The following is a 15,263-nucleotide window of genomic DNA, read 5'->3' as shown; positions in this document are numbered from 1 at the left end:
TCACAGGCCCTTCCGGGGTGTGGCGGTGCGGGTGGTGCGGGTGTCGAGCACGACGGTCTCGCCGACGGCGTAGCGGGCGAGCGCGGGCCGCGCGCGCACCGTGGTGCCGTCGCGCGTGATGAGGCCCAGGGCTTCGAGCCGGGTGACGGCTCGCTCGACGAGTTCGGGTTCGGCACCCGGTTCCTTCGCGGTCTTGGCCCAGTAACTGCCGTGCTCGGTGGCGAGCTCACGTACGCGCACGTGCAGCGTGGCCAGAGTGACGGGCTTGTCCTGGGCGGCGAGATGCTCGGCGAGGAGCAGGGTGATGTGGCCGTTGGTGCCCTGCTCGGGCATGCGCACGTCTGTCAGGTCGTCCTTCGGGTCGACCATCGCGATGCCCTCGGCCCGCACCTCCGCGACGAGCCCGGTCAGTTCGGTGATGCGCGCGGTGAGGAAGGAACGCTGACGGGTCAGATACGACAACTCCGCGTCGGTGAGTTCGTCGTAGTAGAGAACGGGGTCGTCGAGCAGGCGACGAGTGAGGGTGTGCCGGGTGGCACGGAAGCGCAGGTCGTCGCTGTCGAGGGCGGTCTCCGCGGTGAGCGCGGCGAGGCGCTCCTCGAACGTGGAGGCACTGACGAGCGAGGGGCCGTTGCGCGTGGCGAGCAGCCCGGCGAGCACGCGGCGCTCGACGTCGTAGAGGACGTCCCCGGCGCCGTTGACGTACGCGTCCTCGTCCCCGGCGACCCGGCGCAGCACTCCGAGGCGCAGCAGCAGGCGCACGACGGCGGCGAGGTCGAGGCGTTCGTCGCGCCGGTCCAGGGTGAACTCGATTCCTGTGGCGACCAGTTGGGGATCGGCGGCGTCGAGGACGATGTGGTCGGCGAGTCGACCGAGGGCGATCTGTGCCTCGCCGCGCTCCAAGGCAGCGAGGGCGAGGCACAACAGGACGTAGCGGCGCCGCGTGAAGGGGCGGGCCGCGGCGTTCGGCTCACGCGCGGGGTGGGTGGCGTCGTGCCGGGTACCGGGGGCCTTGCGCAGGCGGGCGGCCTGCGCGTCGACCTGGAGCGACCAGCCGGTGTTGCGGTCGAACCAGTCTCGCAGGTCGTCGGCGTGCCCGCGCACCAGCCGGAATTCGTCCGCGTACGGGCCCGTGGCGAGCAGCAACGGCTCGTTGAGCAGGGCCCGCGCGGCCCGCTGGAAGTCGGCTGCGCGCTGCCCGTCGAGGACTTCGGCGAGGGGCGTGGTCATCTGACAGCCCCTTCCGTGGCCGCGGCCGTGTCGCCGATGGCCAGGTCGACGATCTCCACGAGGTGATCCGGCCCCCGGAAGATCCCGTCCGGCAAGCGGATCTCCGCCTGCCCCGCATCACGAGGCAGGGCGGTCAGGCGGATCTCCATGGCCCCGTCGTTACTGGTCGCGACGGTTTGCGTCATGCCGGGGCGCCATGTGGCGAGGGCGTCACCGAGCAGTTGGAGGAAGAGCCGGAAGGCGAGCGTGTCGAGTTCACCGAGCCGGGAGAGGCGTATCTCCCCGTCGGTGACGAGCCGGGCGCGCGCGGCGGCCGTCTGCGCGGACTGCTCTGCGGCGAGCGCCGCGAGATGGCTTCGGGCCGCCGAGCGGTCCTCGACCCTGCGGGTCTTGCCACGCCGCTCGTAGCTGCCGGTACGGCGCAGCTGGGGGCTGATACGCAGGGCCGGCGCCTCGGCCCAGGGGGTCGCGGCGGCGACCGGGTCGGCAGCCCGTTCGCTGGCCGTGTCCGCGTCCACGGAGAGGTGCCGGGCCGGGTAGAGGCCGAAGGCGGTGCGCCACAACCGGTGCCGGGCCGCGTCGTCGGGGGCCTCGGCGAACCAGCGGGCCAGCGTACGGAAGTCCGCCGACCGGTCCGAACGGCCGGCCCGGCGGTCGTTCAAGGAACGGACCACCGCGAGGAGTTGAGGGATCGCACCGAGCGCCCGGCCGCGCAGCAGCCGCGCCTGCGATTCCCGCCCGACCTCGGAGACGAACCAGGCGGCGAGCCCGTCCCAGCGCCCGCTCCACCGGTCGTAGGCCAGCTTCTCGGCCCGGTCGGCCTCCTCGGGCGCAGCGTCGCCGGCCTCGCGCGCGGCGGCGATCCTCAGCAGCGGTTCGATGCGCCCTTCCAGCTCTCCGATGAGCCGGGCGATCCGCCCACCGAGGGTGATCAGGTCCTGCACAAACCTCTGGAGGTAGTCGATGAGCTGGTCCTTGTACGCGAGGAACACCTCGACCTCGACGCCGTGGAGGTCGATGGTGCTCTGCAGGGACCCCATGAACGCCCTGGCGTTGTCGGCGAGATCGGTGAACCGGCTGGTGAGGGCGTCGAGGGTGAGATGCACCTTCGCCGGGTCGCCCGCGCCCGCCTCGACATCCGAGGCGATGACCAGCAGGGCCCGCAGCTGCGTGATGATGTCGTGCAACGCGACCGCCTGCAGTGCACCGCGCCGCCCCAGCGCGTTGTCGTACGTCTGCAGCGCTTCTTCGGCGGCCTCGCCCGCCCGTGTCAACTGATAGATGAACCGTTTGCGGTAAAAGTCCTCGACTGCGGTGACGCGCGCGGTGTCGGGGTCGGCCCTCAGGTTCCCCCATCGCACCAGGGTGTCGAGTGCCTGCCCGACCTGGTCGACGTCGGCGGGGCGCCGCTGGGTCGGCAGCATCCCGTGCACGTCCTCGGGGCGCAGGTGTACGGCGAAGCGCTCCTTCGCCTCGAGGAAAGTGCCCATGACGGCGCGATACAGCACGGTGTTCTGCACCGTGAGGTGCGCGAAGGGCGAGTAGTCCTCCGTGTCGGCGTGCGGTGGTGGTTCTTCGATCATCGCCGCCCATTGTCCCCGACGACGCAAGCGCCGGGCCGGGTATTCGCCGCATCACCGCCGGTCACGACTGCCCGGTGGTAGCGCCATGGCCGCGACTACACCACCTGCCGTACCCCCTGGCCCCCGATCCCAGGGTTTTCCCCGTGGCCCAGGGGGTACGGCCGGGTCCATCGTGGAGACACGAAAGCACACGGGGGCTTTCGACACGGGGGACCCGACGGGGGAACAACGGGGAACCCACGGGGGATAACGGGGGACTGGGGGTGCCCGATGCGGGCACCCCCACTGTCTGTGCGCGCTGCGGAGGTACGTCAGGGGCGCGCCGACTCACTGAGCAGGCGCACGAGTTGGGCCCGCCGGTGCACCCCGTCCAGCTTTCGGTAGATGTTGCCGAGGTGGAACTCGACCGTCTTGACGCTGAGGAAGAGCTGTTCCGCCGCTTCGTGGTTGGTGACTCCGCGGCCGACCGCCAGGGCCACGCGGAGTTCCTGGGGGGTCAGCCCGTCCAGTGGTGTGGGGCCCGAGTCGACGCGGTCGCCGCCCGCGGCGTGGAGTTCGGCGGCGGCGCGGCCCGCCCAGCCGGCCGCGCCGAGGCGATCGAAGGTGGCGAGGGCGCGCTGCAACCGGCGGCGGGCCTCGCTGCGACGGCCGAGGCGGCGCAGGAGCTCACCGCACGCGAAGTCGGTCCGTCCCCGCTCGAACGGGGCCTGGATGTCGCCGAGTTCGGCGAGCGCCCGGTCCATGTGCCGCTCCGCGTAGGCCGGTTCGAGCATGCCCCGGCAGCGGGCGGCAGCGGCGGCGGTGATGGGGCGCCTGCCCCGGCCCGCCTCGTGGTCCAGGACGCGCAGCACCTCGTACGCCTCGTCGGTGCGGTGCAGATGGACGTAGGCCTCGGCGAGGTCGGCGGCCCAGGAGAGATAGAGGCCGTCGCCGCGGCCGTTGGCGAGGGAGAAGGCGCGTACCTCTTCCAGGTGTGTCGCCGCGTCTTCGTAGCGCCCCAGGCCGAGTTCGAGGAGGCCGAGCGCTCCACGCGCGCGTGCCGCGTCCATGGGGAGTTCGGCGGCCGCGGCCAGGGAGCGGCACTGTGCCTCGTGACTGCGGCAGTCCGCCTCCCTGCCCAGGACTGCCTCCGTGCGGGCCTGCGCCGCCAGCGCCCGGCACACCTCGATGACACGGCCCGTGTCCTCGCCGAGGCGGACGGATTCGTCGGCGTGGGCGAGCGAGGCGTTCCACTCGCCGCGCCAGAACTCGACGACGGAGAGCGTGCCGAGGAGGTGGGCGAGGAGGCCGACCGTGCTGGAGGAGCGGGCCGCGTGCACCGCGCGGTCGAGGAGCGCGTGACCCTGGTCCAGCTCTTCCGTGGCCAGGTAGCACAGGCCGCCGACGCCGGAGACCGGGTAGGGGAAGGACAGGTCCGGTACGGCCAGGGGCTTTTCGAGGTCGTGGAGCAGGGCGCGGCCGTCCTCCGCGTTGCCGCCCAGGAGTTCGACCAGCGCGTGCAGGAGGCGTACCGGCAGGGCCGCCGCCGCGTCACCGAAGGCGTCCGCGAGCTGCATCGATTCGGCGGACGTGGCGCGGGCTGCCGTGAGGTCGCCGATGGCGAGTTCGGTGAGGGTGATGCCGCCGAGCATGACGGCGGCGAGCGAGGGGTCGACGCGGCGGGCCTCGTCGACGGCCGAGCGCAGCTGCTCGCGCGCGCGGGCGGGGCGGCCGCGCTGGATGTCCACGTAGCAGCGCAGTTGGCGCAGCTCCAGGCGAGTGCGTTCGTGTGAGGCATGGTCGAGGGCGCGGTCCAGAAGGTCGGCGGACTCGTCGAGCGAGCCCGCGGCCTGGGCGGCGCGGGCGGCGGCGAGCAAACGGAGCGCCTTGCCCTCGTCGTCGGGGGTGAAGCGGGCGGCGTGGGCGTAGAGGCGGGCGGCGAGCGGGAAGGTGAGGCTGGCGGGGCCGCCGGACGCCGCCTTCGTGAGCGCGGCGGCGACCTCTTCGTCCGGGTCGGCGCCAGATTCGGACAGGTGCCAGGCGTAGCGTTCGAGCGCGGCGGGGGCGCGGGCGCCCTGGAGGGCCCGTGCGACGGTGCGGTGGGCGCGCCAGCGGCGGACGGCGGTCGCGCCGTGGTAGACGCCGGAGCGGACGAGCGGGTGCCGGAAGATGTACGCGCCGCCCTCGACCGTCATCAGGCCTGCCCGCTCGGCCGGTTCGAGGTCCGCGTAGGTCAACTCGTGGGCGCGCAGTACCCGTTCGGTTCCGGCGAGCGGGCGGGGGCCGAGGACCGCGAGCAGCAGCATGGCGTCCCGGGTGGGGTCGGGGAGCCGGGTGATGGCGCTGTGGAAGGTGCGGGCGAGGATGTCTCCGATGGGCAGCGGGGCGCCGCTGTCGGGGCGGTGGCCGCCGTGGGCGATCAGGGCGGGGAGTTCGACGAGGGCGAGCGGGTTGCCGCGGGCCTCGGACAGCAGCCACTGGACGTCGTGCGGCGGCAGCGGCTCCGCGGCCTCCTCGGCGACGAGTTCGCGGGCCGCCCCGGCATCGAGACCGTGGAGGCTGAGGGACTCCACGGGCGCGAGGCGGGAGGCGGTCTCGTCGGTGTCGCGGGTGGCGAAGAGGGCTACCACGCCCTCGCGGCCCAGGCGGCGGGTCGCGAAGGCGAGGGCGTCCAGGGAGTACGGGTCGAGCCATTGGGTGTCGTCGACGACGACAAGGACAGGGCCCGATTCGCTGATCGCGCCCAGCAGGCTGAGCGTTCCGGCGGCGACCGCGAACCGGTCCTGCGCGACGGCGGGCCCCAGGGCGAGGGCGCCGGTGAGGGCCGCGGCCTGCCGTTCGGGGATGCGGTCGAGGTGGTCGGTGACCGGCCGGAACAGGTCCGCGAGCCCCACGTACGGCAGTTCGCGCTCCGTCTCGATGCCCTGCGTGTGCAGCCGCGTGAGGTCACGGGCGACGGATTCGGCGTAACCGAGCAGGCTGGTCTTCCCGATGCCCGCCTCGCCACGGACGACCAGGGCGGCGCTGTGCCCGGTGCGCGCGCCGTCGACGAGGTCCGCGAGGCGCGCGCATTCCGCTGTGCGACCTACCAGCATGCGGTCAGGGTAACCCGCGGTCACGTTGCGGCGTGAGTGGTCAACTGGCCGTTCGTGCGGGCGGGTTGGGCACATCAAGCCCCGCTTCGGGACGAGAGCCGGCGGGTCCCGGGGCAGAGCCCCGGGACCGCAACCACGGCGAGCGTGGCGCTCCCTACGCCGCCTCCACGACCTCCGCTCCCCCGAACTGCGTCCGGTACAGCTCCTCGTACCGGCCGCCCCGCACCACGAGCTCCTCGTGCGTCCCGCGCTCCACGACTCGCCCCTCCTCCACCACGAGAATCTGGTCGGCGGAGCGGATCGTCGACAGGCGGTGGGCGATGACCACGGCCGTGCGCCCCTCCAGCGCCTCGGCGAGAGCTTCCTGCACGGCCGCCTCCGAGGTGTTGTCGAGGTGGGCGGTGGCCTCGTCGAGGATGACGACGCGCTGGCGGGCGAGGAGCAGCCGGGCGATGGTCATGCGCTGGCGTTCGCCGCCGGAGAGCCGGTAGCCGCGTTCGCCGACGACCGTGTCCAGGCCGTCCGGCAAGTCGCGGACGAGTGCGTCGAGGCGGGCGCGGGTCAGCACGTCCCACAGGTCGTCCTCGCTCGCCTCGGGGCGGGCGAGCAGCAGGTTCGCGCGGATGCTGTCGTGGAAGAGGTGTCCGTCCTGCGTGACCATGCCGAGCGTGGCGCGCAGCGAGACGGCGCTGGTGTCGCGCACGTCGACGCCGCCGATGCGGACGGCCCCGCCATCGGTGTCGTAGAGCCGCGGCAGCAGCGACGCGATGGTCGACTTGCCGGCGCCGGAGGAGCCGACGAGCGCCACCGTCTGGCCGGGTTCGGCCCGGAAGGAGACTCCGTGCAGCACCTCGGCGCCGCCGCGTGTGTCGAGGGAGGCGACCTCTTCGAGCGAGGCCAACGACACCTTGTCGGCGGAGGGGTAGCCGAAGCGGACGTCGTCGAACTCGACGGCGACCGGGCCCTCCGGGATCGCGCGGGCGTCGGGCTTCTCGTCGATGAGCGGCTTGAGGTCGAGCACCTCGAAGACCCGCTCGAAGCTGACGAGCGCGCTCATCACCTCGACGCGGGCGCCGGCGAGCGAGGTGAGCGGCGCGTACAGGCGGGTCAGGAGCAGCGCCAGGGAGACGACCGCGCCCGCCTTCAGGGTGCCGGTCAGCGCGAAGTAGCCACCGAGGCCGTACACGAGTGCCAGTGCGAGGGCGGAGACGAGGGTGAGCGCGGTGATGAACGCCGACTGCGCCATGGCGGTGCGTACGCCGATGTCGCGCACCCGGTGGGCGCGTTCCGCGAACTCGGCCGACTCGTCGCCGGGCCGGCCGAACAGCTTGATCAGTGTGGCGCCCGGCGCGGAGAACCGCTCGGTCATCCGCGTCCCCATGGCCGCGTTGTGCTCGGCGGCCTCGCGCTGGAGGCGGGCCATGCGGGAGCCCATGCGGCGGGCGGGGAGCACGAAGATCGGCAGGAGGACAAGGGCGAGCAGCGTGATCTGCCAGGACAAGGTCAGCATGACCGCCAGGGTCAGGATCAGCGTGACCACGTTGCTGACCACACCGGACAGCGTGTTGCTGAAGGCGCGCTGCGCGCCGATGACGTCGTTGTTGAGGCGGCTGACCAGGGCTCCCGTGCGGGTCCTGGTGAAGAAGGCGACGGGCATGCGCTGTACGTGGTCGAAGACGGCGGTCCGCAGGTCGAGGATGAGGCTTTCGCCGAGGTTCGACGAGAGCCAGCGGGCCAGCAGCCCGATGCCCGCCTCGGCGAGCGCGATGACCGCGATGAGGAGGGCGAGCCGGATGACGCGGCCCTCGTCGTCGCCGCCCACGATCGCGTTGACGACCGTGCCCGCGAGCATCGGCGTCGCCACGGCGAGCAGCGCGGTCAGGATGCTCAGGAACACGAACTGGGCGATGCGGCGCCGGTGCGGCCGGGCGAAGCCGGCGATCCTGCGAAGGGTCGCGCGGGCGAAGGGACGGCCCTTGGGCCCGCCGTCCTGGGCGTTCATGACGCTGTGCAGCTGCGTCCAGGCTGTGGTCTCCATGCTCATGCCGATGACGTTAGGACCTCAACCAATCTTGAGGTCAAGAACAATCGAAAACCACGGGAAATGGCGTACGACTGTGCACCGGTCACAGCGCTCGCTCCAGAAGATCGAGCGCGGCGCCGACACCCCGGTCACACCTCTTGACCCTCGGGTAACCGGAACGTAACTTCGCTTCAATTCTTGTGCCCATTACACAAGTTGTGGGCCCCGTACGATCGGGAAGCGAAGGAATGCCGGAGCTACGCAGACGTACCCTGCTGTCCGCGATCGGCGTCACCGCCGGCGCGGGCGCCGTCACCACCAGCCAGACCGCCACCGCGTACGCGGCCACGACGGACACCGCCGCGCCGCCCGCGCGGTACGAGAGCAAGGTCCGGGGCCTCCTGGCCCGTATGACTCTCGAAGAGAAGCTGGGCCAGCTCCAGCAGCTCCCCTGGTCCTACGACCTCAATCCGGGCTCCGGCACGACGAAGGCGGTCGAGGACGCGGCGCGGGCCGGGCGGGTCGGCTCGGTGTTCAGCATCTTCGGCGCGAAGACCACCAACGAGTTGCAGCGCATCGCCGTCGAGGAGTCCCGGCTCGGCATCCCGCTCCTTTTCGGCCTCGACGTCATCCACGGCTTCTGGACCAACTTCCCGATCCCGCTCGCCCAGGCCTCCAGCTTCGACCCTGACGTGTCCCGCTCGGACGCAGAGGTGTCCGCCAAGGAGGCCCGCTCCAACGGCGTGCACTGGACGTTCGCGCCGATGATGGACGTCACGCACGAGCCGCGCTGGGGCCGGATCGCCGAGGGCAACGGCGAGGACCCGTATCTGACCGCGCGGTTCGCGGCGGCCAAGGTGAAGGGCTACCAGGGTTCGGGCTACGGCTCGAAGGACACCGTCGCCGCGTGCGCGAAGCACTTCGTGGCGTACGGCGGCGCGGAGGGCGGCCGCGACTACAACACGGTCGACGTGTCCGAGTCGCGCCTGCGCAACCTCTATCTCCCGCCGTTCAAGGCGGCGTTGGACGCGGGCGTCGCCACGGTGATGGCCTCCTTCAACACCATCAGCGGCGTCCCGGCGCACGGCAATCCGCACACGCTCACCGACATCCTCAAGAAGGAGTGGGGATTCGAGGGCCTGGTCGTCAGCGACTACACGGGCGTTCAGGAGATGATCGCGCACGGCTTCGCCGAGGACGGCGCGGACGCGGCCCGGCTCGCCCTCAACTCCGGTGTCGACATGGAGATGACGAGCACCAACCTCCTCACCAACGGCAAGAAGCTGCTGCGCGCCGGGAAGATCAAGGAGCAGCGGATCGACGAGGCGGTGGCGAGCGTGCTCCGCCTCAAGTACGAACTCGGCCTGTTCGACGACCCGTACGTGGAGGAGTCGACGGCGATCAACGAGCCCTCGGCGGCCGCCCGCAAGGCGGCGTGTACGGCGGCGTCCCGCTCGATGGTCCTGCTGAAGAACGAGCAGGACGCGCTCCCGCTGAAGAAGTCGCTCAAGTCCCTTGCTGTGGTTGGCCCGTTCGGCGACTCCTCGGATCTGCTCGGTACGTGGGTGGTGCCCGCGTCGGCCGAGAAGTTCCCTGCGGTCAAGGTGCTCGACGCGGTGAAGAAGGCGGCGCCGGACGCCAAGGTCACGTACGCGCGCGGCGTCAACCCGGAGGGCAAGGACACCGGCGGCATCGCGGACGCGGTCACCGCCGCCAAGTCCGCCGACGTCACGATCGTGGTCGTCGGTGAGCCGTCGTCGATGAGCGGCGAGGCCGCGGCCCGCAGTGACATCTCGCTGCCGGGCGCGCAGGAGAAGCTGATCGCGGCGATCGCCGGGACGGGCAAGCCGTTCGTGGTGGTCCTGGTGGGCGGCCGGCCGTTCACCGTCGGCGACTGGCTGGACAGCGCCCCGGCCGTCCTGGAGGCCTGGCACCCCGGCATCGAGGCGGGCAACGCGATCGCGGACGTCCTGTTCGGCACGGTGAACCCCGGCGGCAAGCTGCCGGTCTCCTTCCCGCGCACGACCGGCCAGATCCCGATCCACTACAACCACGAGTCGACGGGCCGCCCGTACGACAAGGACAACAAGTACACGTCGAAGTACCTGGACCTGCCGCCGACTCCGCAGTTCCCGTTCGGCTACGGCCTCAGCTACACGACGTTCGCCTTCGGTACGCCGAAGCTGAGCCGCTCCTCGATCCCGGCGGGCGCCCTGCGCAAGGGCGACACCTTCGAGGTGTCGGTCCAGGTCCGCAACACCGGCTCGCGCTCCGGCGACGAGGTCGCGCAGCTGTACGTGCGCGATGTGGCGGCGTCCCTCACCCAACCGGTGCGCAGGCTGCGCGGGTTCAAGCGGGTCACGCTGGACGCGGGCGCGTCGACGACGGTCCGGTTCCAGCTCGGCGCGGAGGACCTCGGCTTCTGGACGAACGACTCCAGCGGCGAATTCCGGGTCGAGGAGGGCACGTTCGAGCTGTACGTGGGGAACAGCTCGACGGCGGATGCGAAGCTGAAGCTCACCGTCACCTGACCCCGTTGCCCCGGAGGTTCCCATGCCGGTCCGCGTCGAACGCGCAGGCCACGTCACCACGGTCGTCCTGTCCCGCCCCGAGGCCCGCAACGCGGTCGACGGGCCGACGGCGGACCGACTGGCCGCCGCCTTCCGGGCATTCGAGGCGGACGACGCGGCGCGGGTCGCCGTGCTCTGGGGCGAGGGCGGCACGTTCTGCGCGGGCGCCGACCTCAAGGCGATCGGCACGGAGCGCGGCAACCGGGTGGCGGAGGACGGGGAAGGGCCGATGGGCCCGACCCGCCTCCGCCTGACGAAGCCGGTCATCGCGGCCGTGGCCGGTCACGCGGTGGCGGGCGGACTCGAACTCGCCCTCTGGTGCGATCTGCGGGTCGCCGAGGAGGACGCGGTGTTCGGTGTCTTCTGCCGCCGCTGGGGCGTCCCGCTGATCGACGGCGGCACGGTCCGCCTCCCCCGCCTCATCGGCGAGAGCCGCGCGAGCGACCTGATCCTCACCGGCCGCCCCGTCCCGGCACAGGAGGCGTACGACATCGGTCTCGCGAACCGCCTCGTCCCGACCGGGAGTTCGCGCGCGGCGGCGGAGGCGCTCGCCGCGCAGATCGCGGGCTTCCCGCAGGACTGCCTGCGCAGCGACCGGGCGTCCCTGTGGGAGCAGCACGGCCGGGACGAGGCGGCGGCCATGGGCACCGAACTCCGTTACGGCATGGGTGTATTGGGCGGGGCGCTCGAAGGGGCGGGGCGGTTCGCGGCGGGGGCGGGGCGGCACTGGGCCTTCGAGGAACACGGTCCGGAACGCGACTGAGGCGGCGGGGCTGCTGGAGGCGGGACGCGGCTGGGCCGCTGGATGCCGGACGCGGCTGACCTCACAGGAGCCGAGCTGCAGAGCCGACCTCAGAAGCTCACCTCACCCGACCTCAGAAGCTCACGCCACCCGACCCCAAGACCTCACCTCACCCGAGCTCAAGAGTCGTCACGCCGAAGACCCGCTCCTCGGCGAACGCCCGGACCGGCCCGGTGTACATCCGGGCCGTCTCGAACCCCGGCACGAGACCCCGCCCCTCGGCGAGAGCGACCGCCGCCGGGTTCGACGCGGGCACATCGAGGCCGACCGGCCGCCCCGCCGGAGCGAGCGCGTCGAACAGGACACGCGCGTCGTCCGGCGTGTCCGCGAACAGCGGCCCGATCCGCGGCATGTCCTGCCCCTCGCGCAGCACGCCGTACCCGGTGACGCGCCCGCCGACGACGCGAGCGCGGACGACGTGCCCCTCCGTGGTCAGCCAGGACTCGAGGAAGCGGGGCCGGTCCGCCGGATAGCAGGCACTGTCGTACACGACGAGTGGCGCGATATCGCCCTCGACCGGCACGACGCCGTCGGCCGTGGGCCCGACCGCACCGCCGGTCGCGATCCCGGTGAACCGGACGGTGCGGTGGGCGAGTTCGAAGCCGGACTTGCGGTAGTTGCCCTGCTGGGCGACGACGCCGTCGAGCCCGACGGTGCGCCCGGCCGCGTGCGCGAGCCCCGCCTTCCATGTGTCGATGCCGTGGCCGAGGCCGCGCAGGTCGGGACGGACGAGGTAGCAGCCCAGGAAGGCGTACGCGTCCCCGTAGTTGACGACGGAGACGGCGGACACGGGCTCGCCGTCGATCCGGCCGAGGAAGAACCCGTCGGGGTCTTGGGCGAAGAAGCTGACCCCGTCGGCCACGCCGGGGTTCCAGCCCTCGTCGGCGGCCCACCCGCGGATCACCGGCCAATCGGCGAGCGTGGCGCGGGAGATGTCGAGGCGTGCGGGACGCTGGGGGACGCCACTCATGCGCGATGCTCCTGTCTCAGTTTCCACTCCGATGCCTCAGTTTCCACTCCGAGCTTCCACCCCGACCAGCCGTCCTCCCCCATTGCACCCACACGCTTCGCACACGTACGGCAGGATGTTCGTGCAGGCACTCGAACATCCACGGACGACAGGGGAGTTGCAGCCACCCATGCCCTCGACGCCCGACACATCCCCCACTCCACCGCGCATCGACACCAGCAGGCCGCACCCTGCGCGGGTGTACGACTGGTATCTCGGCGGCAAGGACAACTATCCGGTGGACGAGGAACTCGGCCGGCAGATCACCACGCTGGAGCCGACGGCCAAGTATGCGGCGCGGCACAACCGTTGGTTCATGCATCGCGCGACCCGGATGCTCGCGGCGCGCGGCGGCGTCACGCAGTTCCTCGACATCGGCACCGGCATCCCGACCGAGCCGAACCTGCACCGCATCGCGCAACTCGCGGCGCCCGAGGCGAGCGTGGTGTACGTCGACAACGACCCGATCGTGCTGCGGCACGCGGAGGCGTTGCTGCGCGGCACGCCGGAGGGGGTCACGCGCTACGTCCAGGCCGACGCCCGCGAGCCGGACAAGATCATCGAACTGGCCCGGGAGATCCTCGACTTCGAGCGCCCGATAGCGGTGTCGTTGATCGCGCTCCTGCACTTCATCCCGGACGGCCAGGGCGCGTACGACATCGTGCGCACGTTCGTCGACGCCCTGCCCTCGGGCAGCCACTTGGTCCTGTCGCACGTGGCCGCGGACTACGACCCGTCGCGCACCCAGCAGGCGATCGACATGTACGCGGCCGGCGGCGTCACCCTCGCGCCGCGCACGCACGAGGAGATGACGAAGTTCTTCACAGGGACCGGACTCGAGCTCGTGGACCCCGGTGTGGTCTGGCTCCCCGACTGGCACCCGGAGTTGGCCGTCGACGAGGACCGCGACGGATCGCCGGTGCCGATGTACGGGGCGGTGGGCCGCAAGAACTGAAGTGAGCTGAACCACCAGGCCACTTGGGAGCGACAGGACTTACGACGCCTTTACGCATGACGAAACTCACACATGGCGATAGCCACGTGACGGACCGCAGCGAATAGACGTACGGATCCCCTACGCTCTTTCACATGTCCGCCATCCCAGCCTCACGCTCCATACGGTCCGCCGACGTGGTCAACGAGCAGATTCGTGACCTCTGGGCGCGCACGGGTGGGCGCCTGAACCCCGAGGACCGCGCCGAGTACGAGTCGCTGGTCACGGAGTGGGCGTCCGCGATCGGCAGTGGGGTCGCGCAGCGCGCGTGACCCCACCCCGCGACCGCCGCCGCAGTCAGGACTGCGGACGGGAGCCGTGATTCGCCGCGTGCTTGCGGCGCGCCTTCTTCTTCCGACGACGCTTCGACGACATGGGACCTCCCGGGGCGGAATGGGACATTTCGCCTGTTAACCATTCCACAGGCCCCACCCACCCGCGAACGGACACCCGGCTACGCAGCGCGACGGCTCGCATACGCAGGTCACCACTCTCGGCAACCACTCCAGATGCGTCCCCTGCCGAGCGCTCATACCGTTGCTGCCATCCCCCAGCTCAACCACGCAAGGAGCAGTCATGGGTGACGACAGCGCCATGGACAAGGTCAAGGGCAAAGCCAAGGAGATGACCGGCAAGGTCACCGGCAACGACCGGGTGAAGGCCGAAGGGCAGACCGACCAGGCCCGTGGCAAGGCCAAGGAAGGCGTCGAGAGCCTCCGCGACAAGGCCGAAGGCGTCCGCGACTCCCTGCGGCGTGACGACGACCAGTAGTCGGCCTCGTACCGTGCCCGTGCCCTCCCGCTAGCGGGAGGGCACACGCATGCGGCGGCACGCGGCCCGCACGGACGTCACCCCGAAAGGCGCGGCGTCCGTGCGGACAGAAATCCGCAGGACTGCCCGCCCGCCTACTCCGGCGGCGTCGGCGTGTCCGCGCTGCGGTACATGGCCTGGAGGTCCATTTCGAGCTTGACCGTGGGGCCGACGACCGCGATGCCCTTGGCGAGCATGGTGCGCCAGTTCAGCGTGTAGTCCTCGCGGTGGAGTTCCGCCGTGGCGAGGGCCGCGCAGCGCAGTTCCTCGGCGTAGCCGCCGTTGACGACGCCGAGGTAGCCCGTTTCGAGGTCGACCGTGCGGCTCACGCCGTGCATGGTGAGGGCGCCCTGGACGGTCCACTTGGAGCCGCCCCGGTAGATGAAGCGGTCCGAGCTGAAGTGGATGTACGGGTAGTTCTCGATATCCAGGAAGTCGGCGGAACGCAGGTGGTTGTCGCGGGTGTTGTTGCCCGTGGTGATCGACCCGGCCTCGATGCGGACCTCGACCCGCGAGTCGGCCATGTCGGGCGCGATCTGGATGCCGCCCTCGAAGCGCGTGAAGCGGCCGTGGACGTGGGCCATGCCGACGTGCTTGGCGATGAAGCGGATCGCGGTGTGCGGCGGGTCGAACATCCAGGTGCCGGGCTGCGGCAGCTCGGGCGAGCGGCCGACGTGCAGCTGGATCCCGGTGAGCGGCAGCGTCTCGCCCTCGACGACCTCGACCGTCTGCTGGAACGGCTCCAGGCCCTCGGCCGCTATCAGGATGCTGTAGCGGCCGGGCTCCAGCGTGACGAAGACCAGGCCGAAGGGGTCGGTCGTGGCCTTCACGGAGACGCGCCCGCTCTGCGACTGCGTCACCGTGACCTGGGCGCCCGGCATGGGCTGACCGAACGGGTCGATCACCTCGCAGTGCACGCCGCCCGCACCCTGCGGCACGGAGTGGACGGGCCCACCACCCCGCGCTGCGGAACCGGCGCTCTTACGGCGGAACAATGCGAGGGGCATGAGGGGCCTTTCTTGGACATGTGACACGAGCGCGCCCACCTTGCCATGCACCCCGCCTGCCCAAATGGGGCGGAGTCGCGTATTCCGGCAGGCGCCAACCCGCCATTTCACAAGACCCACACCTTTCCGACGCCACCCGACCCCTGGACGTCACGCTCCTT

Annotated in this window: 12 protein-coding genes; 5 read left to right on the top strand and 7 right to left on the bottom strand. The window is 71.4% G+C overall.

The window, feature by feature from the left end:
- From OG746_RS22520 to OG746_RS22505, 4 genes are all read right to left on the bottom strand, one after another.
- Positions 1-1,230 carry a TIGR02678 family protein gene (locus OG746_RS22520; RefSeq protein WP_266717249.1) on the bottom strand — a complete coding sequence of 410 codons (1,230 nt, stop codon included), beginning with the start codon at positions 1,228-1,230 and terminating at the stop codon, positions 1-3.
- Positions 1,227-2,813, bottom strand: a complete 1,587-nt coding sequence (locus tag OG746_RS22515) for a TIGR02677 family protein (RefSeq protein ID WP_266717248.1) — start codon at positions 2,811-2,813, stop codon at positions 1,227-1,229. The genes OG746_RS22520 and OG746_RS22515 overlap by 4 nt, the downstream gene beginning before the upstream one ends.
- A 311-nt stretch (positions 2,814-3,124) precedes the next feature.
- Complete coding sequence (locus OG746_RS22510; protein WP_266717246.1) at positions 3,125-5,887, bottom strand: helix-turn-helix transcriptional regulator; 2,763 nt, start codon at positions 5,885-5,887, stop codon at positions 3,125-3,127.
- 154 nt (positions 5,888-6,041) lie between these two features.
- Positions 6,042-7,925 (bottom strand): ABC transporter ATP-binding protein, encoded by a 1,884-nt coding sequence (locus tag OG746_RS22505; RefSeq protein WP_266719117.1) that lies wholly within the window; start codon positions 7,923-7,925, stop codon positions 6,042-6,044.
- A 233-nt stretch (positions 7,926-8,158) separates the two neighbouring features.
- On the opposite strand from OG746_RS22505, the gene OG746_RS22500 reads away from it, so the two are divergent.
- Both OG746_RS22500 and OG746_RS22495 read left to right on the top strand, forming a co-directional pair.
- Positions 8,159-10,441, top strand: a complete 2,283-nt coding sequence (locus OG746_RS22500; RefSeq protein WP_266717245.1) for a glycoside hydrolase family 3 N-terminal domain-containing protein — start codon at positions 8,159-8,161, stop codon at positions 10,439-10,441.
- A gap of 22 nt (positions 10,442-10,463) precedes the next feature.
- Positions 10,464-11,243 (top strand): crotonase/enoyl-CoA hydratase family protein, encoded by a 780-nt coding sequence (locus OG746_RS22495; protein ID WP_266717244.1) that lies wholly within the window; start codon positions 10,464-10,466, stop codon positions 11,241-11,243.
- A 148-nt stretch (positions 11,244-11,391) separates the two neighbouring features.
- Here the strand turns inward: OG746_RS22495 and OG746_RS22490 are convergent, their stop codons facing one another.
- Entirely contained in the window at positions 11,392-12,252 is an 861-nt protein-coding gene (locus tag OG746_RS22490; protein ID WP_266717243.1) for a GNAT family N-acetyltransferase, read from the bottom strand.
- A 169-nt stretch (positions 12,253-12,421) separates the two neighbouring features.
- Here OG746_RS22490 and OG746_RS22485 point away from each other — a divergent pair, with 169 nt between their 5' ends.
- Together OG746_RS22485 and OG746_RS22480 are read left to right on the top strand one after the other, a co-directional pair.
- A complete protein-coding gene (locus tag OG746_RS22485) occupies positions 12,422-13,246 on the top strand; it encodes an SAM-dependent methyltransferase (RefSeq protein ID WP_266717241.1) in 825 nt (274 codons plus the stop codon).
- Between the two features lie 134 nt (positions 13,247-13,380).
- The gene (locus tag OG746_RS22480) at positions 13,381-13,557 is read left to right on the top strand and encodes a hypothetical protein (protein WP_266717239.1); all 177 of its coding nucleotides are present in this window, start codon (positions 13,381-13,383) and stop codon (positions 13,555-13,557) included.
- Positions 13,558-13,582: 25 nt separating this feature from the next.
- Here OG746_RS22480 and OG746_RS45635 read toward each other — a convergent pair whose 3' ends face one another.
- On the bottom strand, positions 13,583-13,660 hold the full coding sequence (locus OG746_RS45635; RefSeq protein ID WP_466231358.1) for a 50S ribosomal protein bL37: 78 nt from the start codon (positions 13,658-13,660) through the stop codon (positions 13,583-13,585).
- A 201-nt stretch (positions 13,661-13,861) separates the two neighbouring features.
- On the opposite strand from OG746_RS45635, the gene OG746_RS22475 reads away from it, so the two are divergent.
- Positions 13,862-14,056 carry a CsbD family protein gene (locus tag OG746_RS22475; protein ID WP_266717237.1) on the top strand — a complete coding sequence of 65 codons (195 nt, stop codon included), beginning with the start codon at positions 13,862-13,864 and terminating at the stop codon, positions 14,054-14,056.
- Positions 14,057-14,190: 134 nt separating this feature from the next.
- Here OG746_RS22475 and OG746_RS22470 read toward each other — a convergent pair whose 3' ends face one another.
- Positions 14,191-15,102: a YceI family protein gene (locus OG746_RS22470; protein WP_266717235.1), complete on the bottom strand. Its 912-nt coding sequence runs from the start codon at positions 15,100-15,102 to the stop codon at positions 14,191-14,193.
- Positions 15,103-15,263: the final 161 nt, after the last annotated feature.

This window comes from Streptomyces sp. NBC_01016, assembly GCF_026341035.1.
Lineage (GTDB): Bacteria > Actinomycetota > Actinomycetes > Streptomycetales > Streptomycetaceae > Streptomyces.
The sequence above is the reverse complement of the archived record's forward strand: the minus strand, read 5'-3'. Positions and strand labels throughout refer to the sequence as shown.

Bases quoted from the DNA above. Each gene is read 5' to 3' on its own strand.
- OG746_RS22500 (WP_266717245.1), top strand. From the start codon at position 8,159: ATGCCGGAGCTACGCAGACGTACCCTGCTGTCCGCGATCGGCGTCACC.
- OG746_RS22485 (WP_266717241.1), top strand. From the start codon at position 12,422: ATGCCCTCGACGCCCGACACATCCCCCACTCCACCGCGCATCGACACC.
- OG746_RS22515 (WP_266717248.1), bottom strand. From the start codon at position 2,813: ATGATCGAAGAACCACCACCGCACGCCGACACGGAGGACTACTCGCCC.
- OG746_RS22520 (WP_266717249.1), bottom strand. From the start codon at position 1,230: ATGACCACGCCCCTCGCCGAAGTCCTCGACGGGCAGCGCGCAGCCGAC.
- OG746_RS22480 (WP_266717239.1), top strand. From the start codon at position 13,381: ATGTCCGCCATCCCAGCCTCACGCTCCATACGGTCCGCCGACGTGGTC.
- OG746_RS22505 (WP_266719117.1), bottom strand. From the start codon at position 7,925: ATGGAGACCACAGCCTGGACGCAGCTGCACAGCGTCATGAACGCCCAG.
- OG746_RS22470 (WP_266717235.1), bottom strand. From the start codon at position 15,102: ATGCCCCTCGCATTGTTCCGCCGTAAGAGCGCCGGTTCCGCAGCGCGG.
- OG746_RS45635 (WP_466231358.1), bottom strand. From the start codon at position 13,660: ATGTCGTCGAAGCGTCGTCGGAAGAAGAAGGCGCGCCGCAAGCACGCG.
- OG746_RS22490 (WP_266717243.1), bottom strand. From the start codon at position 12,252: ATGAGTGGCGTCCCCCAGCGTCCCGCACGCCTCGACATCTCCCGCGCC.
- OG746_RS22495 (WP_266717244.1), top strand. From the start codon at position 10,464: ATGCCGGTCCGCGTCGAACGCGCAGGCCACGTCACCACGGTCGTCCTG.
- OG746_RS22475 (WP_266717237.1), top strand. From the start codon at position 13,862: ATGGGTGACGACAGCGCCATGGACAAGGTCAAGGGCAAAGCCAAGGAG.
- OG746_RS22510 (WP_266717246.1), bottom strand. From the start codon at position 5,887: ATGCTGGTAGGTCGCACAGCGGAATGCGCGCGCCTCGCGGACCTCGTC.